General features: G+C 30.8%; 21 protein-coding genes. 4 read left to right on the top strand and 17 right to left on the bottom strand.

Annotation, left to right across the window (positions count from 1 at the left end):
* Positions 1-35: 35 nt before the first annotated feature.
* From IFB02_RS13775 to IFB02_RS13735, 9 genes are all read right to left on the bottom strand, one after another.
* Complete coding sequence (locus IFB02_RS13775) at positions 36-551, bottom strand: GNAT family N-acetyltransferase (RefSeq protein WP_106688946.1); 516 nt, start codon at positions 549-551, stop codon at positions 36-38.
* Positions 541-1,461, bottom strand: a complete 921-nt coding sequence (gene miaA, locus IFB02_RS13770; protein ID WP_370520725.1) for a tRNA (adenosine(37)-N6)-dimethylallyltransferase MiaA — start codon at positions 1,459-1,461, stop codon at positions 541-543. Before miaA ends, IFB02_RS13775 begins: the two co-directional genes overlap by 11 nt.
* Positions 1,461-2,318 carry an ion transporter gene (locus tag IFB02_RS13765; RefSeq protein ID WP_106688944.1) on the bottom strand — a complete coding sequence of 286 codons (858 nt, stop codon included), beginning with the start codon at positions 2,316-2,318 and terminating at the stop codon, positions 1,461-1,463. Before IFB02_RS13765 ends, miaA begins: the two co-directional genes overlap by 1 nt.
* 12 nt (positions 2,319-2,330) lie before the next feature.
* On the bottom strand, positions 2,331-4,298 hold the full coding sequence (locus tag IFB02_RS13760) for a DUF3857 domain-containing protein (RefSeq protein ID WP_106688943.1): 1,968 nt from the start codon (positions 4,296-4,298) through the stop codon (positions 2,331-2,333).
* Positions 4,295-5,659, bottom strand: a complete 1,365-nt coding sequence (locus IFB02_RS13755; RefSeq protein WP_106688942.1) for an exonuclease domain-containing protein — start codon at positions 5,657-5,659, stop codon at positions 4,295-4,297. The genes IFB02_RS13760 and IFB02_RS13755 overlap by 4 nt, the downstream gene beginning before the upstream one ends.
* Positions 5,660-5,674: 15 nt before the next feature.
* Complete coding sequence (locus tag IFB02_RS13750; protein WP_106688941.1) at positions 5,675-6,346, bottom strand: YggS family pyridoxal phosphate-dependent enzyme; 672 nt, start codon at positions 6,344-6,346, stop codon at positions 5,675-5,677.
* A 13-nt stretch (positions 6,347-6,359) separates the two neighbouring features.
* Positions 6,360-7,598, bottom strand: coding sequence for a DUF1015 domain-containing protein (locus IFB02_RS13745; RefSeq protein ID WP_106688940.1), 1,239 nt, complete (start codon positions 7,596-7,598; stop codon positions 6,360-6,362).
* Between the two features lie 68 nt (positions 7,599-7,666).
* Complete coding sequence (locus IFB02_RS13740; RefSeq protein WP_106688939.1) at positions 7,667-8,554, bottom strand: 3-hydroxybutyryl-CoA dehydrogenase; 888 nt, start codon at positions 8,552-8,554, stop codon at positions 7,667-7,669.
* A gap of 56 nt (positions 8,555-8,610) precedes the next feature.
* Complete coding sequence (locus tag IFB02_RS13735; protein WP_106688938.1) at positions 8,611-9,570, bottom strand: Gfo/Idh/MocA family protein; 960 nt, start codon at positions 9,568-9,570, stop codon at positions 8,611-8,613.
* 161 nt (positions 9,571-9,731) lie between these two features.
* On the opposite strand from IFB02_RS13735, the gene IFB02_RS13730 reads away from it, so the two are divergent.
* Positions 9,732-10,373 carry a protein-L-isoaspartate(D-aspartate) O-methyltransferase gene (locus tag IFB02_RS13730; RefSeq protein WP_106688937.1) on the top strand — a complete coding sequence of 214 codons (642 nt, stop codon included), beginning with the start codon at positions 9,732-9,734 and terminating at the stop codon, positions 10,371-10,373.
* Between the two features lie 44 nt (positions 10,374-10,417).
* Here IFB02_RS13730 and IFB02_RS13725 read toward each other — a convergent pair whose 3' ends face one another.
* The 6 genes from IFB02_RS13725 to deoC all read right to left on the bottom strand — a co-directional run bounded on the left by IFB02_RS13725 (position 10,418) and on the right by deoC (position 16,529).
* Positions 10,418-11,377, bottom strand: coding sequence for an MAE_28990/MAE_18760 family HEPN-like nuclease (locus IFB02_RS13725; protein ID WP_106688936.1), 960 nt, complete (start codon positions 11,375-11,377; stop codon positions 10,418-10,420).
* Between the two features lie 129 nt (positions 11,378-11,506).
* Positions 11,507-13,972 carry a DUF5686 and carboxypeptidase regulatory-like domain-containing protein gene (locus IFB02_RS13720; RefSeq protein WP_106688935.1) on the bottom strand — a complete coding sequence of 822 codons (2,466 nt, stop codon included), beginning with the start codon at positions 13,970-13,972 and terminating at the stop codon, positions 11,507-11,509.
* A 104-nt stretch (positions 13,973-14,076) separates the two neighbouring features.
* Positions 14,077-14,535, bottom strand: coding sequence for an SsrA-binding protein SmpB (gene smpB, locus IFB02_RS13715; protein ID WP_106688934.1), 459 nt, complete (start codon positions 14,533-14,535; stop codon positions 14,077-14,079).
* A 13-nt stretch (positions 14,536-14,548) separates the two neighbouring features.
* Complete coding sequence (locus IFB02_RS13710) at positions 14,549-15,091, bottom strand: SixA phosphatase family protein (RefSeq protein WP_106688933.1); 543 nt, start codon at positions 15,089-15,091, stop codon at positions 14,549-14,551.
* 10 nt (positions 15,092-15,101) lie between these two features.
* Positions 15,102-15,800: a purine-nucleoside phosphorylase gene (gene deoD, locus IFB02_RS13705; protein WP_106688932.1), complete on the bottom strand. Its 699-nt coding sequence runs from the start codon at positions 15,798-15,800 to the stop codon at positions 15,102-15,104.
* Between the two features lie 57 nt (positions 15,801-15,857).
* Entirely contained in the window at positions 15,858-16,529 is a 672-nt protein-coding gene (gene deoC / locus IFB02_RS13700; protein WP_106688931.1) for a deoxyribose-phosphate aldolase, read from the bottom strand.
* 170 nt (positions 16,530-16,699) lie between these two features.
* Here deoC and IFB02_RS13695 point away from each other — a divergent pair, with 170 nt between their 5' ends.
* Entirely contained in the window at positions 16,700-17,239 is a 540-nt protein-coding gene (locus tag IFB02_RS13695) for a hypothetical protein (RefSeq protein ID WP_191072874.1), read from the top strand.
* A gap of 101 nt (positions 17,240-17,340) precedes the next feature.
* Positions 17,341-18,822 carry a malate dehydrogenase (quinone) gene (gene mqo / locus IFB02_RS13690; protein WP_191072873.1) on the top strand — a complete coding sequence of 494 codons (1,482 nt, stop codon included), beginning with the start codon at positions 17,341-17,343 and terminating at the stop codon, positions 18,820-18,822.
* Positions 18,823-18,824: 2 nt separating this feature from the next.
* Here the strand turns inward: mqo and IFB02_RS13685 are convergent, their stop codons facing one another.
* On the bottom strand, positions 18,825-19,220 hold the full coding sequence (locus tag IFB02_RS13685) for a hypothetical protein (RefSeq protein ID WP_191072872.1): 396 nt from the start codon (positions 19,218-19,220) through the stop codon (positions 18,825-18,827).
* Between the two features lie 213 nt (positions 19,221-19,433).
* A complete protein-coding gene (gene clpB, locus IFB02_RS13680) occupies positions 19,434-22,040 on the bottom strand; it encodes an ATP-dependent chaperone ClpB (RefSeq protein ID WP_191072871.1) in 2,607 nt (868 codons plus the stop codon).
* 186 nt (positions 22,041-22,226) lie between these two features.
* On the opposite strand from clpB, the gene ytxJ reads away from it, so the two are divergent.
* The gene (ytxJ, locus tag IFB02_RS13675) at positions 22,227-22,607 is read left to right on the top strand and encodes a bacillithiol system redox-active protein YtxJ (RefSeq protein ID WP_191072870.1); all 381 of its coding nucleotides are present in this window, start codon (positions 22,227-22,229) and stop codon (positions 22,605-22,607) included.
* Position 22,608 lies beyond the last annotated feature (1 nt).

Raw genomic sequence — 22,608 nt, 5'->3', positions numbered from 1 at the left:
TTATAATATCAAAAGCTAGCAAATTGCTAGCTTTTTTATGCTTTTAATTCATAAAGCATAAGGGTTTCTTCGTCATTTGGTATGTTAATTAAAGACTTAAAGGTAAATCCTAAACGCTCTAATAATTTTTGAGAAGATGTGTTGTTAGGCAAAGTTATAGCTTTAATAAAAGTAAGATTAAAATCTTCAAAAGCAGCTTGTTTTAATCTATTTGCTGCTTCAAAAGCATATCCTTTTCCTTCATATTCTGGTAAAAACGCAAATCCAATATCTACACCTTCAATATCTTCTCTGTTATATAGTCCACAAGTACCAATTATGGTATGATCGTCTTTTTTAATTACACTATAGGTCGAGTAACCGTATTGTTTTAAGTGTGGATTAAATTTATCTTTAATGTATCGTACGGCATCTTCAATGGTGTGTACATTTCTATCTCCAATATATTTTAACCACTTTGGCGTATTTAATAATTCGACTATAAAACTAGCATCATTAACTGTTGTTGCACGTAAAATTAATCGGTTTGTCTCAAATGTTTTAGTACTCATTAATTTGATTATTTATAGCAGATGTTATGTCATCAAGATTGGTTGTATAATCAAACCAAAGTGTTTCATTATTTTTTTTAAACCACGTTAATTGGCGTTTGGCAAATCTTCGGCTATTTTTTTTAATTTCAGAAATGGCAAAATCTAAAGTCCATTTTTCATCTAAATAATTAAAAATTTCTTTGTAACCAACCGTATTTAATGCGTTTAAATGTTTGTATTCAATTAAAGATTTTACTTCTTCAATTAAACCATTTTCTATCATAATATCTACACGTTGGTTTATTCTGTCGTAAATAATCTCACGATCTGCAGTTAGTCCAATAGTTATTGTTTTAAACGGTCTTTTATTTTTGTCTTTATTTAAAAAGGAAGAATATGGTTGCTTTGTGCCAATACAAATTTCTAAAGCACGAATAACACGATGCGGATTATCAATTGCTATGGTATTATAGGCAACTTCATCTAAATTTTTAAGTTGAAGCTGAAGCGATTCCAAACCTTCTTCTTCAAGTGTATTATTAAGTTGTTCTCTAATGTTTGGATCTACATCCGGAAAATAATCTAACCCTTTAGTCACCGCATCTACATACAATCCTGAGCCGCCAACCATAATTACGATATCGTGTTTTTGATGTAATTCTTCAATTGTTTTTAGCGCATCTTTTTCAAAAGCACCAACATTATAATTTTCTGTTATAGATTTATGATGAATAAAATGATGTGGCGCAGCAACTAATTCTTCTATGGTTGGCGCAGCAGTACCAATACTCATTTCTTTAAAAAACTGTCTAGAATCTGCTGAAACTATTTCGGTATTAAAATAATTTGCTAGTTTGATACTAAGCGACGTTTTGCCAATTGCTGTAGGACCAACAATAGATATTAAATACGTTGTGTTACTCACAATTAATGAAGGTTATTTCCGCAGATTTTACAAAAATTAGCATCGTCGTCATGTGTTCTATGATGGCAATTACTACAAATCTGCGTGTTTAATCGTATTTTTTGTATTGGTTTTTCTTCTAAATTCTCTTTATCAGAATAGTTTTTAGAATACTCTACAGATACTATTCCTGTTGGAATAGCAATAACGCCATAACCAATAATCATAATTATAGAAGAAATAAATTGGCCAAGTGCTGTTGCAGGAGCAATATCACCATAACCAACTGTAGTTAGTGTTACAATAGCCCAATATACACTTCGTGGTATGCTTGTAAAACCACTATCTTGACCACTTTCTACAATGTACATTACTGCACCAAGTATGACGCAAATGATTAAAACAAAAAATACAAAAACAGCTATTTTTGCACGACTTGCTCTAAGCGCTTTCATTAAGTTGTTAGATTCGCCAACAAATCTAGCTAGTTTTAAAATTCTAAACACGCGCATTAATCGTAAAGCTCTTAACGCTACTAACGAATGTGAATTTAGAATGAAAAATGATAAGTATTTTGGTATGGTTGATAAAAAATCTACGATACCATAAAAACTGAAAATATATTTTTTGGGTTGATTAACTACAATTATTCTTGCAATATATTCTATTGAAAATAATATTGTAATTACCCATTCAGAGATGTTTAAAAAGTCGTAATGTTTTTCGGCAAAAGATGTAACACTTTCTAGCATTACTAGAATAATACTAGCAACAATTAATAAAAGTAATACAATGTCAAAAATTTTACCAGCAGGCGTATCTGCTTCATAAATTATTTCATGAAGATTTTCTTTCCAGTTTTTATGTTTGTTAATACTCATTAATTATAAATCTTAACCTTTTTTCTCTAGAACTAATATAGAGTTAGATTGTAAATCTACTAAGTTATCAAAAAAAGACTTTAATTCCTTATAATAAAAATGATGATAACTTTTTTCATAAAAGTTAGCTTTAAAATAAAATTCAACTATTCCAGATTCTTTTTTTGATTTAAATATTGAAAGTGCAGAACTTTGGGGTAATTGTTTTGTGTTTTCTTTAGATATATCATTGACTACAAAATTATCACTAAAGAAAATTTTAATTCTATTTGTATACATATCCTTATAACCAAAATCTACTGGATAAGACCGTTCTTGTAATTTTAATGGATTTTCTGTAAAGTTTTTAAAAATAAAAGGGTCAAAAAACACTTTATTCCCAATTGTATTTACAGGACCAGAAAAAGTGATTATTTCATTAACTTTTAAGGTGTCTTCATCTATTAAAACATCAATATTATCAAAGGTAAAATCTGGGAATGCTTGTGTATAATAATCTATAAATTTTTGATTATTTTTATTGAATTCTTTCTTAATATCTAAAGCTTTAAAACCTAAGCTAGTTATATTTATTGTTGCATTAAATGTATAGTCATCATTTATTGTGATTTCAGATTTTTGAATTATTGAAGATTTTGTTTGCGGCTCTAAATCAATCCACTTGCTACCATTATTAAAGTCTATTTCTCGACCATAATCATTAAGACATTTAAATGGTATTTGACCAAATACTAGATCTTTATCTGTAGCATCCAAAAAGTATGATTTACCTTCAATTTCTAATTTTAAAATAAGGTAATTAAATTCTGAAATTACAGGAAATAACTTTGTTACTAGACCATGATCTCTAGTACTTAATAAAACAGGATTTACCTTTAAATTATTTGATTTTAGTAGGTTGTATAAAAGAAGATTAATTTCGGCTGTGTTTCCTGATTTATCATCAATTACATCTTTAATAGAGATATCTTTAAAAATTCGATGTTTATTATTCCATGTGTAATTGTTTTTTACAAAATCATAAATCAATTTTGCTTTATCTAAAGTTGAATTTTGTTTTAATATTTCTTCTTCAGGTATTAATTTTTTAACTAAGCTTTCTTTTTTTAACTGTTTACCAAAATTTTGATTAGTTTTTAATTCTTTATCAGCTGTTTCCCAACTCTTAGTGATGTTTTCTACTACACCATCAAACCTGTTTATAGTTTTTAATTCATATTCAATTCTAGAAATGTAATTTGAAGCAGCTCTCATATAACTTTCTTCTCTAAAAGCAGGAATATTAGTCATAACATATTTAGCTACTGTACAATGAGCTGATCCACCGTTACTTACTTTTATACAATATTTGTCTAAAGTCATATCATGAGTCTTTAGCTCTAAGTCTCCAACTAATTTAATATGATAATCATAATTACCTGGAATACTAGTTATATATTCACTATATAATTTTGGTAGGTCTTCTTGAAAATACCAAGGTTGATATTTATAAATAAAAGGAGTTCTTAACTCATAGGTATATGTTATAACAGAGCCTTCTTTAATATCTGGTAATGTAAATTTTATATACGTGTTATTTTCATCAATTTTATCTTCGAATATTTGAGAAGGTTCTAAGTTAGTTCTTTTAATTTGTCCGTTTACTAGGTTAGTTGTAGAACCTTTAATATTGTTTATTTTCTCTTTATTTCTGTCTGAATTGTAAAGTCTTAAACTAATATTTGAATGTTTAAATCCTTCACGATTTAAAATTTTGACTTTCTTTTTGTATTCAAAAACTAATTCAAAAGTTCTTTTGTCTATGTAAGCATTTCCAAACTCATATAAAATAACAGCATTTGCTGTAGTGTCTTGTTCAAAAGTGTTTTTTTCTAAATCAGATTTAGTAACAATAATGTTTTCTGAATTAAATTGAATTTGTGCAATTAGGAGATTAGTAAATAAAAAAGTTAGTAAGGTTAGTAATGATAATTTCCTCATGGTAATTGAATGATTTTTAGACGTTTATTACGTCTTAAATAGCTTTGGATTATATGTTGTTGGTCTCTATTATTTTCCATTGGTGTGATAATAGATTCCAAAATTTCTAAATTATTAATTTGATAGTTTAAACTGTAAAAGCCAAACCCTTTAAAAATGCCATTTTTAATTAAAATAGCGCTACGTTCGTCAACATCACGACCTCGATCTATAATCACCATATTTTGTTGGTCGTAACTATGTTTTTTTAATAATTGATTAACGCGATTATTGTAGTCTTCTGCAGATTCTTCTTGTATACAAGCGCCTTCACATTTTTTAACTTCGTAGTTAAAACAGCTAGTGTTGGTTTTATAAATTCCTGTTAGTTTTTGGCAAAGATTATAGTCTTCTATAGCTTTTTCTAAAAAGTGCTTACCGCTTTGTCTATTACTAAACGTTGTAATATTAGCTTTGTCTTTATAGGCTTTATCAATGGTTAGATTTATATACCCTTTATGGTCTGTAAAGCTGTAAAGTGCATGCGTAAAAATATTACGTCTTAACGCTCTATTAAAAGCAGGTTTTGTTTTTTTAATTTCTTCACTTTCTTTTAAAAGCGCAACTAATTCGCTTCCTGTTTTTTCAAAAGTAACAGCAGCAACTAAGCTTTGTATTTTTTTTGACTTTGGATTTGTGCCAGTAAAATGTTGATTAACGCGGTTTTTTATGTTTTTACTTTTACCTATGTAAATAATTTCTCCGTCCGATTTATGAATGTAATACACGCCAGTTTCACTAGGTAAATCTTGTACAATATCTATTAACCTTGGTTCCATTTGAAATTTAGGCTCTTTTCTAACGGACTCTTGTATAATGTTTTTATTAGTGTCTTTATCTAATAATAACTGAAATAATTTAACCGTCGCTTTTGCATCTCCTGCAGCACGATGCCTATCGCTTACTGGTATTCCTAAAGCGCGTACAAGTTTACCTAAACTATAGCTTTTTTGGTCTGGAATCAAATCTTTAGAAAGCTCTACAGTGCATAAGGTTTCACGTTCGTAATCAAAACCTAATCGTTTAAATTCTGTACGAAGTATGCGATAATCAAATTTTGCATTGTGAGCTACTAAAATGGTGTTTTCGGTAATTTCTACAATACGTTTAGCAACTTCATAAAACTTAGGTGCATTTTTAAGCATATTGCTATTAATCCCAGTAAGGTTAACCACGAAAGGTTGAATTTCTCTTTCGGGATTAACTAAACTTATAAATTGATCTACAACTTTATGTCCATCAAATTTATAAATAGCAATTTCGGTAATACCTTCTTCATTGTATTTACCGCCTGTAGTTTCTATGTCGACTATCGTATAAATAGAAATATATGTTTTTTAATTATTATAATTTCTAGCGCCAAAAATACTACTTCCAACGCGAACCATTGTACTACCGCATTCTATAGCTAATTTGTAATCGCCACTCATTCCCATACTTATGGTTTGTAAGTTGCAATTTGAGGTCTTAATAGTTTTTAAATCTTCAAAAGCAGATTTTAGGCGTAAAAACTCTTCTTTTATTTGGTCTTTATTATCTGTAAATGTTGCCATTCCCATAAGACCAACGATGTTTATATTTTTTAATTCTGAAACGGTTTCAGAAAGCAATAATTCTTCTGCATCTTTAATGCGCATTCCAAATTTACTATCTTCTTCTGCAATTTTAATTTGAAGTAAACAATTAATAATTCTATCGTGTTTTAAGGCTTGTTTATTAATTTCTTCTAACAATCTTACCGAATCTACACCATGAATTAAATCCACAAACTCAGCCATATATTTTACCTTATTACGCTGTACATGACCAATCATATGCCATTTGATATCTTTTGGCATTTCTTGATACTTATCTGCCATTTCTTGGATTTTATTTTCTCCAAAAATGCGTTGTCCAGCGTTGTAAGCTTCCATTAGATCACTTACAGGTTTTGTTTTAGATACAGCTACAAGTGTAACATGTTCTGGTAAGGATTGTTTTATAGTATCTAAGTTATGTTTTATGCTCATAGATTAAATTGAATTAAAACTCATAAATAGTAACGCCACTTCTTAATTTAGGTTCTATATATGTGCTTTTTGGTGGCATTGTTAGATTTTGATCTGCGATAAGTTTCATTTGCTCGATAGTTGCAGGAATCATACCAAAGCCAACTTCAAAAGCTTTACTATCTACCATACTTTTTAAATTAACAATGTCTTTTTTACCGCTTAAATACATAATGCGATTATCGTTTCTTAAATCTGTAATGCCTAAAATAGGTTGTAAGATGGTTTTGTATAGTATTTGCGCATCTAATTGATCTAAAGCGGTATTAAAAATATAATTAGATTTTCTTAAATACAAGGAATAAAACTCGCCATCTAAATACATACTAAAATGATGTTGTTTAGAAGGTTGATAAGGCATAATACCTCTGTTTTCTATTCTAAACATCGTATCTAACTGAATTAAAAACTCTTCTTTAGATAATCCGTTTAGATCTTTTACCAAACGGTTAAATTGATTAATTTTTAATTCTTCTTCGCAGATTAAATAACTCATAAAATAATTATAAGTTTCGTTTCCAGTATGTTGTAGATTGTTAGATTTTAAATCTTCACAAAGTAATTTTGAAGACGAAGATCTATGATGTCCATCTGCAATATATAATGTTTTTATGTTGCTAAACGCATCGCTAATAGCGTTTATATCTTCTGGATTATCAATTAACCAAAGGTAATGCGTATCGCGGTAAGTTGTAGTAAACTCAAACTCTGCACGTTCCTTTTGTTTTTCCTTAATAATCGCACTAATGGTATTATTTTTAGGATAAGTAAGTAGTACAGGCTCTGCATTAAACCCAACTGTTTTTAAATAGTCTTTAAAAATAACTTCTCTAGACGCAATGGTATCTTCGTGTTTTTTTATAACGTTGTTGTTATAATCTTCAACACTTGCAGCAGCAACAATACCATTAAACTCTTGATTATCTCTATCTACAATTTTGTAAATGTAATAACAAGGTGATTGATCTTGAATAAAAATACCATCTTCTTTAAACTCTAAATACCTGTTTTTTACAAGATTGTATCTCGCTTCTCCAGAAATTTCTTTATCATATTTATAACCTGGATTAACAATATGTAAAAAAGAAAACGGATTATAATCTAATCTTGCTTCACGTTCGGCTTGCGTATAGCTTTGATACGATCTTGAAGCAACTAGACTTACCTTGTCTCTTGTTGGTCTTACAGCTTTAAATGGTAAAATTTTACTCATAAACAAAAACAAAATAAGGTAAACATCAACTTTAGTTGAATTTACCTTATTGTTTGATTATTATTTGATTAACTAAATTGTTTTGAAACGTTTTCAGCTTTTCTACTTTCTGAATAATCGTAAAAACCTTCACCAGATTTTACACCTAATTTACCAGCACGTACCATATTTACTAATAATGGGCAAGGTGCATATTTAGGGTTTTTAAATCCGTTGTACATCACTTCTAAGATGGATAAACACACGTCAAGTCCAATAAAATCTGCTAATTGTAATGGTCCCATTGGATGCGCCATACCTAACTTCATTACGGTATCAATTTCGGTAACACCAGCAACACCGTTGTATAACGTTTCAATAGACTCGTTAATCATTGGCATTAAAATACGATTGGCAACAAAACCTGGATAATCATTAACTTCTACAGGAACTTTACCTAAGGTTTTAGATAATTCCATAATGGTATTTGTCACTTCATCTGTCGTGTTGTAACCTCTAATAATTTCTACTAATTTCATGATTGGCACAGGATTCATAAAATGCATACCAATCACTTTGTCTGGTCTGTTGGTTACAGCAGCTATCTGTGTGATAGAAATAGAAGATGTGTTTGTTGCTAAGATGGTATCTTCAGGACAAACATCGCTTAATTGCTTAAAGATTTTAAGTTTTAAGTCTACATTTTCGGTAGCTGCTTCTACAACTAAACCTACATTTTTAACGCCATCTTCTGTTGTTGTAAACGTGGTAATGTTCGCTAAAGTTTCAGCTTTATCAGCTTCTGTAATTTTTTCTTTAGCGACCATGCGATCTAAATTTTTTGCAATGGTATCCATTCCTCTTTTTAAAGATGCGTCGCTAATATCTATTAAGTTAACTTTAAATCCTGATTGGGCAAAAGTGTGGGCAATACCGTTACCCATTGTTCCTGCGCCAATAACTGCTACATGTTTCATGTTTGTATGTTGAATTTTATTTCCGCGAAAGCGAAATTTTTAAATTATAAATTAGTTTAAAATTGATCGATAATCATTGTGGCTACACGTAAAGCTTCTGTACCATCGTGTAACGTTACAACTGGTTTTGTATTGGTGTTTATGGCGTTGGCAAAACTTTCTAGCTCGTCTAAAATGGCGTTGTTAGCTGATATTTCTGGATTGTCAAAATAGATTTGCTTTTTGATACCTTCGGCATTTTGTAAAATCATATCAAAATCGCCAGGTTGTTCTGGTGCATCTTTCATTTTTACGACTTCACATTTCTTTTCTAAAAAGTCTACCGATATGTAAGCATCACGCTGGAAAAAACGTGTTTTACGCATGTTTTTAAGTGAAATTCTGCTTGCTGTAATATTGGCTACGCAACCGTTAACAAACTCGATACGTGCATTTGCAATATCTGGCGTGTCACTAATTACCGAAACGCCACTTGCCGAAACGTTTTTAACTTTAGATTTTACAACGCTTAAAATTACGTCTATATCGTGAATCATTAAATCTAAAACTACAGGAACATCTGTACCACGTGGATTAAATTCGGCCAAACGATGCGCTTCAATAAACATTGGGCTATCTAATTGGTCTTTTACTGCTGTAAAAGCAGGATTAAAACGCTCTACATGACCAACTTGACCTTTAACACCATGTTCTGCAACCAAAGTTCTTATTGTTTCGGCTTCTTCAACGGTGTTTGTAATAGGTTTTTCTATAAAGATATGTTTACCTTTTTTAATGGCTTGTTTTGCACAATCGTAATGCGATAATGTTGGCGTTACAATGTCTACAACATCTACAGCGTCTATTAAGGCTTCAATGGTATCAAAAAACTTGTAACCAAATTCGGCTTCTACTTTTTTTCCGTTGTCTTTATCGGCATCGTAAAAACCTACAAGTTCAAATTTTTCGGATTGTTTAAGTAGTCTTAAATGAATTTTACCAAGATGTCCAGCACCTAATACTCCAGCTTTTAACATAGATTATTCTGTTTTTTTCAAAAATAAGTTTTTTAAATAGTATTTAAAATGAAATTGATAATAAAAATAGATGTTTTTTGAATAAATTTTAAAAGGCATAAATTTTGTTTTTCAGCTTTAAATTTTTGCCCTATTTTTAGCCTTCTAAACTAGCCCATATTTTGAAAGATACGTTTAAACATAAAGGATTGCGACAGAAACTAGTAGCTGTTTTAAAAGCTAAAGGTATTACTAATAACGATGTTTTAAATGCTATTGGTAAGATACCTAGACACTTATTTATGGATTCTAGTTTTTTGGATCATGCGTATCAAGATAAGGCGTTTCCTATTGCGGCAGATCAAACCATATCGCAGCCTTATACGGTAGCTTTTCAAACCGAATTAATGCAAATAAAACGTGGCGATAAAGTTTTAGAGATTGGTACAGGTAGCGGTTATCAAACTGCTGTGTTATGCGAGCTTGGCGCAAAAGTGTATAGTATAGAAAGACAACATGAATTATTTAAGCTAACCAGTCGTTTTTTACCAAAAATAGGCTATCGTGCTAAAAAACTAATTTTTGGTGATGGCTACAAAGGATTGGTAGAAGAAGCACCTTTTGATAGTATTATTGTTACTGCTGGCGCTCCATTTGTGCCAAAACCATTATTAGCGCAACTTAAAATTGATGGTCGTTTAGTGATTCCTGTTGGAGATAACGTACAAACCATGACACTTTTTGTTAGAAAAGGGCAAACCGATTTTGAAAAAACTGAGTTTGGCGAGTTTAGATTTGTACCGCTATTGGAGGATAAGAATTAGGCAAGAACAAGTAATTACTTAAGAAATTGTTGCCAACTGTTTTTTTAGCATTTTTTCAGGTCTGAAGTCAATTCTGGGTTTTTGATTGCAAAAGTTAATATGTTTTTTGTTAAATCCCTTAAAAACTCCTGTATAAAGCTTTGGCTATTTTTAAAAATTTTCAGTTGTTTTTCAAAATCAGATTTGTTTCCGTGTGCAATATCATTTCTATATTGATATAGTTTTGCAATGATAATTTCTAATGTATTTGTATTTGAACCACCGAAATACTCTCGAAAGTTCATTGGATTATTAATTTGATTATTTATTAAATTTATTTTAGTCTGAAGTTGATTATTTATTGAATTTTCGTTTGGTTTATAATTAGTTAATAAAAGTTCCAATATCGAAAAGTATCCAAGTATTCTAAATGTAGACTCTTTCGATATATTTTGTAAGTTCAGATAGTCTTGTAAAGCCTTATCTATAAATTCAAAATTATGTTTATCCTTTTGGAACTCTGTTAGTGAATAGAATAGACTATTGATTTCATTGACATCAGTTTTAGTGATTGGTTTATTTTCTAATTTATCAAATTGCGTGTTATAGAAAAAATTTAATGTTTTCAATTGATTACTTACAATACCTGGAATTTCTTTTCCATTTATGGTTTTAATACCAGTATAAGCTACTGAAAATAAAATTGTCAAATCAATTTTAGATAGTCCTAAAGCAATTGGTACAACATCCGACATATTGATTTCAGGATATTCAATTATCCAGTATTTCCAATCTTTTTTTTTAAGTGTATGGAATGTGAGTCCGTTCTCTTTTGGTTCAGAATAGTATTCGTAACGATTTACATCATGATGTAAAATTTTTGTGTAATCAGCAATGAAGTTCTGAATAATTTTAATTTGTTCATTATTTGCCTTTTTCAGAACATAATTCTCAAATAATTCAATATTATCTTTTCGAAATGGCACGATTAAATCTCCAAAAAATAAAAAGGACTTTCTGTTCATTCTGTGCTGTTTCTAAAATTGTACTTATTAAAAAGATAAATCAAATTTCCAATTCGCCTTATCATTATCAAACGAAGTTAATTGATTTATTATTCAATATCAAATCTAGATTTACAGTGTAATATTCAATTAAAAACTAAACCCAAACAAAAAGGTATCATTAACCAATCCGCTTCCAGAATAAGCGCGCACGTAATCTACACGTAAAAACCTAACTTTTCCCCAACCTAAGTTGCTTAAACCTATAGAAAACTCGTTGTAAGGCTTGTTTTCTTTAGTTAATGCAGCGTTGTAACCTAATACCAAATTGTAGTTTAGCTTATTTATTAAAGGGATTTTATTTAAAATATAGCCTTTAAAATTGTGCTCTGCATGGATTTCGGCATAGTTGTTATTGGTGCTTAAATCGTAATACGGTAAGATTTTAAAGCTGTTAATATAATTACCATCCATAACAATATTGGTTTGGTTACCGTTAAAGTGATGGTAATCCATAAACGCAATGTTTTCTGCATTATTAAATACGCCAGCTTTTAAAAAGTAAGTTAAATCTCCTTTGTTACTTAAGTTAACGTTTTGATACAATTGTGCTTTAAACAAATCAAAATTGTAGTTGCTAATGCTACTGCCAAACCCTTTTTCGTAACCTAAAAATAGCGTCGGAATTTTACTGTTCGGGATGTTGTATTTTCCGTTAGGATAACTTAAATAGTTTTGACCAAAATTAATACGCGTGTTTAAATTTAACTTATAAATATGATGGTTTGCAAAAGAAGACACGCCATAAGCAGTAGGATTTACAGGATTATTGCTCGTGTATACTCTGTCTGCTTTTGGGTACCAAGCTTGGTCTGTGGTATTGAAAAGCGATTTTCGGTTATTGTAACTTAAATTAGAGTAGAGGTGAAGCCCATTGACTAATTCTTGATTATAATTTAACTGTACAAAACTACGGTCGTAAAGCTTTAAATAATTTTTTTCAAACCATAAAGAATACGATGTGTTTAATAATGGTAAACTAGTTAAACTTGGATTAAATTGTTCTACTTTACTACCACCAGAAAGCGATACAAATGCACGATTTTTATTGTTGAATCTATAGTTTATAGTTCCTGTACCACGTAATCTATCGTCTGCAAAACCATAATTAACATCAGATTTTATGTTGAAATATTTTTCGCTGTCTTTATAGCGTTTTGTATAATTTGCGGTTACTGTTCCGTTCCAACCTTGCACAGTATTAAATTGAATTGCTGATATTGGAGATGAAATTGAAAAACGTTTCTTTTTAAACGAATTTTTATACGTGTAACCGCCTAAAATATCACCAAGTTTAAATTTGTTTTCTGCTTGATCTACCGAATCTAAGTAAGGCTGAGATTCTCTAACCAATTGTATGCTATCTTTTTTTATGTAGTCTTTAACCTCTGCATCTGTAAGTGGTACAGGTCGTTTTTCTTGCCAATATAAGCTGTCTTTTTTGTTGGCGTTATCTTTAAATGAAAGAATCTCGCGCGAGAAATTGTTCTTATCTAAATTAGGGTTAAAATCAAAGTCGCTGTACACTGCGGTAAAACGTCCGCTACCATTAAAGCCCATAAAACCAAAGGTGAAATCGAAAATTTGAGAAATTTTTCCCCAAACCTTTTCGTTTTCAAAATATGAAAAGGACTGATTTATTGTAAATAAATCTACAGGTGCAATTTGCGCTTGTTGCCCAGTAATATTAAGTTCTAAACCAAATAAACTCCATTGGTCTTCTACAATATAAATGAAACCATCAAAGGTTTTGTCGTTTTTACGCTTTGGCAAAACTTCAATTTTATTAACTAAATGTCCTGAATCGTCATAAAACGTACCAACTAACTTGTAATTATAATAATTAAAGGCAAAGTCTGCAATTGGTGAGACGATTTCGGTTTCAAGACTTATGGTGTTTTCGTAAAAATTAAAGTCGACATCTGTCGCGTTATTAAAACTAAAACCATTGCTGTTACCACTAACTTTAGAAGCTGTAATGGTTTCTTTTAAAGGTTTAGGCGATAATTTTTCTAGTTTAGAAATAGTTTCAGAAAGATAGATAATACCACTTCTTGTCGAGTCTAAGCTACCTTCAAGATCGCCAACTTCTTGACCAAAAATCTTTTCTGGTGCATCTTTAAGTTGTAATAATCCTCTGGAATAAAAGTCAGCAGTATACGTATTGTATTTTTCTAGGTTTTCTTTTCTTTTGGCAATCGTGTTTCTAATAATTTGAATAGCAGGATCTTCTTTTGCGTTTAAAACGACTTCATCTAAATTAATATCTTCTTCTTCTAAAACAACGTCTAAAGTAAAAGGAAAACTGTTAATAGTCACAGTTTTTTTTAATGTTTTAAAACCTAAATATTGAAAAACAATAGTGTAATTTCCTGTGTTTTTTATATCTAACTGGTAATAACCGTCGTTGTTTGTGGTTGTTCCTTTTCTAGTGTTTTCAACAAAAATATTGACTACAGCAAGTGGTTGGTTTTCTTTAGAAGTTACAGTTCCTACAACTTGTGCAGAAAGTTTAATACAAAATAATAGGAGTAATAGAAGTAAAGATTTTTTCATTATGATGGTTTTATAGTATAGACGTCATTTTTACATAAATGGTTGCCTACATAAAGCCAAACATAATTTTTTTTACTGAATTATGTAATTATCAGAGACTTAAATTAATTATAAATTTTCTTGATACGATCTAGATTACGCTTGTTATCGCGGTCTTTAATAGTTTCTCTTTTGTCGTAAAGTTTTTTACCTTTAGCTAAGGCTATATCTAGCTTTGCAAGACCTTTTTCGTTAATAAATAGACGTAACGGAATGATAGTTAAACCAGATGTATTGACTTCTTTTTCTAACTTTTTAAGTTCACGTCTGTTAAGTAATAATTTACGCTCTGCTTTAGGTTTGTGGTTGTAATAATTACCATACATATATTCTTGTATGGTCATATTGATTACAAATAATTCGCCATGATCATTAAACTCGCAAAAGCTTTCGGCAATAGAAGCCTTGCTGTCTCTAATGGATTTAATTTCGGTACCAGTTAGGACAATTCCAGCAGTGTATTTGTCTAAAATTTCATATTGAAATTTAGCCTTTTTATTAAGTATGTTTATTTTCTTTTGCATTAAGGCAAATGTACTAATTAAAGTTTAATAATATATCTGTTACATGGTGTTTATCTACATTAACGATATATAAATTACCATTTATAGAGTCGTTTATATCGGTATATTTATTTTGATCTAAAATGGAATTTACAAATTTAGGTGTAGTATTGCTGTGACCAACAATTAATACTGTTTTACCATTTGTATCGTCTTTAAATGTTGCGTTATATAAGTTATTAGCTTGGTAATATTTTAAAGGTATATTTTGTTGTGTTGCTGTAGGTTGTGCTGTTTGAATTGTTCTGTTATAATTAGTTGTATAAATAGCATCAAATTTTATATGTTTAAATATATTACTCCAATTATTAGCTCTTTCTTTTCCTTTGTTTGTAAGGTTTGGATTGTTGATTAAGCTATCTGTACGGTTTTTTTCTGCATGTCTAATTAAGTAATATGTAGTTGTTTTACTTTGGTTTTTAGTAGTTAAATTAGGGTTAGCAGCTATAGAATTTTCCTTGTCTGGCTTGCAACTAAGAAGACAAAACGTTAAACAAATTAGAAGTAACTGTTTCATTTATATTAATTTAAGCTAGTTCTAATGCTATGTTTATCATATCTGAAAATGTAGTTTCACGTTCGGCACTAGTTGTTCTTTCACCTGTCACTAAAGAATCAGAAATGGTTAAAATTGTAAGCGCATTAACTTTGTGTTTTGCAGCAACTGTATATAAACCAGCAGTTTCCATTTCGACACATAACACTCCAAATTTTGACCATTTTTTGTAGGATTCAAAATCGTCTGCATAAAACTCGTCACTAGTAAATACATTACCAGCTTTAATCTCAATATTTTTTTCTTTAGCGATGTTAACCGCTTTATTAAATAAGTCAAAATTAGCAGTAGGCGCATAATCTGCACCACCAAATCTAAGCTCGTTTACACCAGAATTAGAAGATGCCGCCATAGCTAAAACAATGTCTCTAATTTTAACATGTTCTTGATACGAACCAGCACTACCAACTCTAATCAAATTTTTTACGCCATATTCTGTGATTAATTCGTGTGCATAGATAGAAATGCTAGGTACGCCCATTCCTGTTCCCATCACAGATATTTTTTTGCCTTTATAAGTACCAGTGTATCCAAACATGTTTCTTACACGGTTAAAACAAACTGCGTTTTCAAGAAAAGTTTCTGCAATCCATTTAGCACGTAATGGATCACCAGGAAGTAATATGGTTTCTGCTATTTCGCCTTTTTTGGCTTCTATATGTACGCTCATTTTTGTAGTTATAAGTATTTAAAGTGTCTAAAGTATTTAGAGTATTTAGAGTTGTGATTAATAATTACCTTCTTCGGCTTTTTGACCAGTTACAATTGCAATTCCGTTAGAAGTGCCAATACGTTCTGCACCAGCTTCTATATAGGCTTTTGCGGTTTCGGTATCTCTAATTCCGCCAGAAGCTTTAATTTTTACATTGCATTTTTGGGCAACACTTTTCATTATTTCAACGTCATGTATTGTTGCGCCACCAGTACCAAAACCGGTAGATGTTTTAATAAAATCTGCTCCAGAGTTAATGGCTAACTCACTAGCCTTTATAATTTCAATTTCTTCTAAATAACAAGTTTCTAAAATAACTTTTAGTATGTTATTGGGCATAACTTGTTTTACGGCTTCTATGTCTTGCCAAACGGCATCAAATTTTTTACTTTTTAAGAATCCAACGTTAAGCACCATATCAATTTCATCTGCACCATCTTTTAGGGCTTGTTTGGTTTCTTCAACTTTTGCTTTTGTACTCATAGCGCCTAACGGAAATCCTATAACGCTACATACTTTAACATCTGAGCTGTTTAATTGGGTTTTAGCTAAACTAACATAGCAACTATTAACACAAACGGAGAAAAATTTGTGCTTTTTTGCTTCGTTGCAGAGGTTAATAATATCTTGCTCTGTAGCTGTAGCTTTTAGAAGTGTGTGGTCTATATATGTGTTTAAAGAATTCATTTAAATTAGTATTATGATATAAAGTTATAGAAATTTTACACAGAATAATAATCTAATGGATGTTCATTTTTAAGATGAAGTAAAAACTTTTGAAAAGCATGATAAAAGTCAGTTTTTAAGCTCTAAGACTGCTATAAATTTGTGTCAGTAACTAAAACAAATATTACGACATGAAAAAATTATTATTACCATTAGCATTAATTTTATTAATATCATTTAAAGTATCTGCTCAAGAAGATAACCAAGGATTAAAAGGTGCTTGGTGGGCATTAGGACAACTAGAGTTTAATGATGATGAAGCATCAGATACAAGTACTTTTGGAATTATGCCTGTAGTAGGAACATTTGTTTCTCCTTCTGTTACAGTTGGTTTAGGTGTAGGTTATAGTTCTGTAAAAGTAGCAGATGCAGATGCTGTAGATGCAGTAACAGTAATGCCTTTAGCAAGAAAATACTGGAATATTAATGAGAAATTTTACATTTTTGGTCAAGCAGATGTACCATTAACTTTTTATGATGGAGCAACTGGTTATGGTTTTAATTTAAGACCAGGAGTAGACTTTTTTGTGTCTAACGTATTAACATTAGAAGCTACTTTTGGACAATTTGGATACAATGCAATATCACCAGACGAAGGTGATGCAGTAGGATCTACATCTTTAGGATTTAACTCTATGGATGTTAATTTTGGTATCAAATTATTATTTTAAGAGTTAGTTAGTTTTAACCAAAATTAGAAAAAGCCACTTTTTAAGTGGCTTTTTTTATTTGTAAACTTTTAATCTATAATTTAGTTGAAATTTTATTTTTTATGTTAACCAAAGAGACTTTACAAACAGAATATGATTTAATCTGTATTGGTGGCGGAATTATGAGTGCTAATCTAGCATTATTAGCCAAAATATTTAATCCAGAACTTAAAGTTTTAATTCTAGAACGACTTGATAAAGTAGCACAAGAGAGTAGTGCAGCTTGGAATAATGCTGGAACAGGTCATTCTGCGTTATGTGAATTAAATTATTGCCCAGAAGAAGATGGTAAAGTAAACATAGATAAAGCCATTCAAATTTGTAAACAATTTGAAGTCTCTAAACAATTTTGGGCTTATTTAGTAGAAAATAACCTAATTGAAGATACGTCTTTTGTAAAGCAAGTACCTCATCATAGTTGGGTTTTTGGTAAAGACAATGTGGATTACCTAGAAAAACGATATCAAACCATGAAATCTCATTTTATGTTTGATACTATTCAATTTACTAAGGATAAGCAAAACATGTCCAAATGGTTTCCTTTAATAATGAAAAGTAGATCTGATGATGAAGCATTAGCAGCTTCTAGAATAGATAGAGGAACAGAAGTAAATTATGGACAATTAACAGAAACTCTTTTTGAAGTTTTAGAAACACAATTTAATACACCAGTACATTGTAATGTTGAAGTTACTGATGTAGATCCAAATCCTGACATAGATTGGACAGTAGAAGCAAAGGATTTAAATACAAATACAGTATATAATTTAGAAGCAAAGCACGTGTTTATAGGTGCTGGTGGCGGTAGTTTGTTGTTATTGCAAAAGGTAGAAATAGAAGAAAAAGAAGGTTATGGCGGTTTTCCTGTAAGTGGTGCTTGGTTAGTATGTAAAAATCAAGAAATTATAAATCAGCATTTAGCAAAAGTTTACAGTAAAGCAGGACCAAACGATCCACCAATGTCTACGCCACATTTGGATACAAGATTTATTAATGGTAAACAAGAATTATTATTTGGACCTTTTGCTGGTTTTAGTCCTAAATTTTTAAAAGAAGGTTCTAATCTAGATTTATTTAAGTCTATAAAAATGGATAATTTATCTTCTATGTTTGGAGCTTTTTGGCATAATTTACCACTTACAAACTATTTAGTTAATCAACTATCTATGTCTTTTGAAGATAGGATGGAAGAGTTAAGAACATTTGTAAAAGATGCTAAAGATGAAGATTGGGAATACATTACAGCCGGACAACGTGTTCAAATAATTAAAAAAGATGAATATGAAGGCGGAAAACTACAATTTGGTACCGAAGTAATTAGTAGTAAAGACGGATCTATTACATGTTTACTTGGTGCATCACCTGGTGCTTCTACAGCGACTTATATTATGCTTGATGTTTTAAATAAGGCGTTTCCAGAACTGTTAAATACTAAATCTGGTAAAGAGAAATTACAACAAATGGTACCATTTTACAATGCAGATTTAGATGAAGACTTATTTAAAACAACTTTAAAAGACGTTGAAAAAAAATTAAAGCTATAGGTTTATACTATAGCTTCTTTGTTTTCATTCAAAATAATTTTTTGTACCCATTGTATAGCATCCGATAGATTTTCAAAAATTTCAAAAGGCTTATTAAAGAACTGTCTTTCAAATTCTGCACTTTGTCTCATAGTTTCATCTTTTGGTATTATAGCTATAGCAACTAGATTTGACATTTTTTCAACCTCTTTGTAAACTAAAGGGTTAACAGAATAAGATGTTACTCTGTTAGAAATGTATGCCATTTTCTTGTTTTTAAAATGTTCTTTTAGAATTAATTTTAATTCTTTCGTTTCTTCTAAATCAATCTTTACACCTTCTTTTACTTGTTTAATTAAAAAATCATCAAAAACTAAAACTTCGGCGTGACTGATATTGTAATAGTTAATAATGCCCATATTGTTTTGATTTATAGTAAGTTACTTACTTATGAAGATACAAAATAATATGTTACTATTGTGTTAAAAAAAAGCAACGCGCCACTTGTAAGAAAAGTATTGCGTTGCTTTTTCAACTAACCAACCAATTATGAAAACGGTCTTGGTATTTTATTATTTTATTGATTTTTTGAATTAACAAAACTTTGTGAGTTTTGCTGAAAATGTGAACATTTAAAATTCTTCTTGAACTAAATCGCCTTGATTTCTAAACACTAATTCTCCATCAAAAGCATCCAATAAAATGATACTGTCTGTATTTATTTTTCCAGCTAAAATCTCTTTACTTAATTGATTTAAAACTTCTTTTTGTATGACGCGTTTAACTGGTCTTGCTCCGTATTCTGGATTATAACCTTTTTGAGCTAAATACGCTATTGCTTCTGGTGTCGCATCAAAAGTTATACCTTGTTTTCCGATCATTTTTGTAACACTTTTTAACTGTAATCCAACAATTTGGGTAATGTTGTCTTGTGTTAATGGTGTAAACATAATAGTATCATCAATACGGTTTAAAAACTCTGGTCTAACCGTTTGTTTTAGTAAACCTAATACTTCAACTTTTGCTGCTTCCATTGCAGATTCTACATCTTTGGTAGCTTCAAAACGCTCTTGTATAATGTGACTTCCCATGTTTGAAGTCATGATTATAATAGTGTTTTTAAAGTCTGCTAATCGTCCTTTATTATCTGTTAAATGACCTTCGTCTAGAACTTGTAATAAAATATTGAACGTATCTGGATGTGCTTTTTCAATTTCGTCTAACAATACTACAGAATAAGGTTTACGTCTAACGGCTTCTGTTAATTGTCCACCTTCGTCGTAGCCAACATATCCTGGAGGCGCACCAACTAATCTGCTAACAGCGTGACGTTCTTGATATTCGCTCATATCAATACGTGTCATTGCGTTTTCGTCATCAAAAAGATATTCGGCTAACGCTTTAGCAAGTTCTGTTTTACCAACACCAGTTGTTCCTAAAAACAGGAATGTACCAATTGGTTTTTCTGGATTTTGTAAACCTGCGCGACTACGTCTAACAGCATCACTTACTGCTTCAATAGCTTCTTCTTGACCAACCACACGTTTGTGAAGTTCGTCTTCTAACTTTAAAAGCTTTTCGCGTTCGCTTTGAAGCATTTTTGTAACAGGAATACCTGTCCATTTTGCAACAACTTCTGCAATATCATCATAGTTAACTTCTTCTTTAATCAAACTATGTTCTGATTGCGATTGCAAGTCTTTTTGAAGGCTTTCCAGTTTTTCTTGCGCTTCTTTTATTTTACCATATCTAAGCTCGGCTACTTTACCATAGTTACCTTCTCGTTCAGCACGTTCAGCTTCAAGCTTAAAGTTTTCAATATCTTGTTTTGTGTTTTGGATATTGTCTACAACTTCTTTTTCGCTTTTCCACTTGGCATTAATTTCATTACGTTCTTCTTTAAGGTTAGCTAAATCACTTCTTAAAGATTTCAGTTTTACTTCATCTTTTTCGCGTTTAATGGCTTCGATTTCAATTTCTAACTGCATGATTTTTCTATCCAAAACATCTAATTCTTCTGGTTTTGAATTAATTTCCATACGCAGTTTTGAAGCTGCTTCATCCATTAAATCGATAGCTTTATCTGGTAAAAATCTGTTGGTAATGTAACGTTGAGATAACTCAACAGCACCAATAATAGCTTCGTCTTTAATACGTACTTTATGATGCGTTTCGTATTTTTCTTTAATACCTCTAAGTATAGAAATGGCGCTTTCTGTATCTGGCTCGTCTACCATTACTTTTTGAAAACGACGTTCTAGAGCTTTGTCTTTTTCGAAGTATTTTTGATACTCGTCAAGTGTTGTTGCACCAATAGATCTTAACTCACCACGCGCTAATGCAGGTTTTAGGATGTTTGCTGCGTCCATTGCACCTTGTCCGCCACCAGCACCAACAAGCGTATGTATTTCGTCTATAAAAAGTACGATATCACCTTCGCTAGTCGTTACTTCTTTGATTACAGCTTTAAGACGCTCTTCAAATTCACCTTTAAATTTAGCACCAGCAATAAGTGCGCCCATGTCTAGAGCAAAAATTTGCTTTTCTTTTAAGTTTTCAGGTACGTCACCATCTACAATACGATGCGCTAAACCTTCGGCAATAGCGGTTTTACCAGTACCAGGTTCACCTACCAAGATAGGGTTGTTTTTAGTACGACGTGACAAGATTTGTAAAATACGTCTAATCTCTTCGTCACGACCAATTACTGGATCTAGCTTACCGTCTTTTGCTAATTGATTTAGGTTTTTTGCGTATTTGTTTAAAGAATTATAAGTGTCTTCTTGACTTTGAGACGTTACGCGATCACCTTTTCTAAGCTCTTCTATTGCAGCTTTTAGACCTTTTTCTGTCACGCTTTGGTCTTTAAGCATTTGTGCAATCTTGCTGTTAGATTTTAAGATGGCTAAGATTAAATGCTCTATAGATACAAAATCGTCTTTCATGTTTTTAGCAATGATAGACGCTTCGTTAAGTGTTTTTCCAGCTTCGCGCGATAACATTAGATCTGCGCCAGACACTTTAGAAAAGCTTTCTAGTTGTTTGTCTAAAGCTTGTTTTAGTACTGTTGTGTTAACATTTAGTTTTTTTAATAAAAATGGTAACACGTTTTCATCAACTTCTAAGATACCTTTAAAAAGGTGTTCGTTTTCTATTTGTTGATGCCCATAACTTTGCGCAATTTGTTGCGATTGTTGTATGGCTTCTTGCGATTTTATTGTATAATTGTTTAAGTTCATTTTTTTTAAAATTTAGCAACGTTTGATTGCTATATTTCAATTATCTTACCAATAGTATTTTAGCGACAAAATGTCTGTTATCTACTGGTTTTTAATGACTTTTAGTCAGTTTGTAAGTTTTAAAAATGAAGTCGACTTACTATATAAATTTAACTTTCGCTTTAGCGGAAAAACGAAGTATACAATATGTTTGGAAAACTATTTGGAAACAATAAAACGCCTAAAGAAGAGAAAGTACTTCCTTGGCAGAATTTAACAACTATTGATCAATTAGATGAAATAGAACTTTCATCTAAAGGAAAAACACAACTAATCTTTAAACATTCTACCAGATGTGGTATAAGTAGAATGGTGTTAAACCAATTTACTGAAGCCTATGATTTAGACCTTAATGCAGATTTATATTATTTGGATTTGTTGAGTTATAGAGATGTATCTAATGAGGTTGGTTATAAATTTCAAGTTATGCATCAATCACCACAATTATTAGTGATAAAAAATGGAATTACTGTTGCAAATGCAAGTCATGGTGCTATTAATGACTTAGATTTAAGTAACTTTGTTTAAA

It is taken from the genome of Mesoflavibacter profundi (genome assembly GCF_014764305.1).
GTDB lineage: Bacteria > Bacteroidota > Bacteroidia > Flavobacteriales > Flavobacteriaceae > Mesoflavibacter > Mesoflavibacter profundi.
This window is presented reverse-complemented; position numbering and strand designations above follow the sequence as displayed.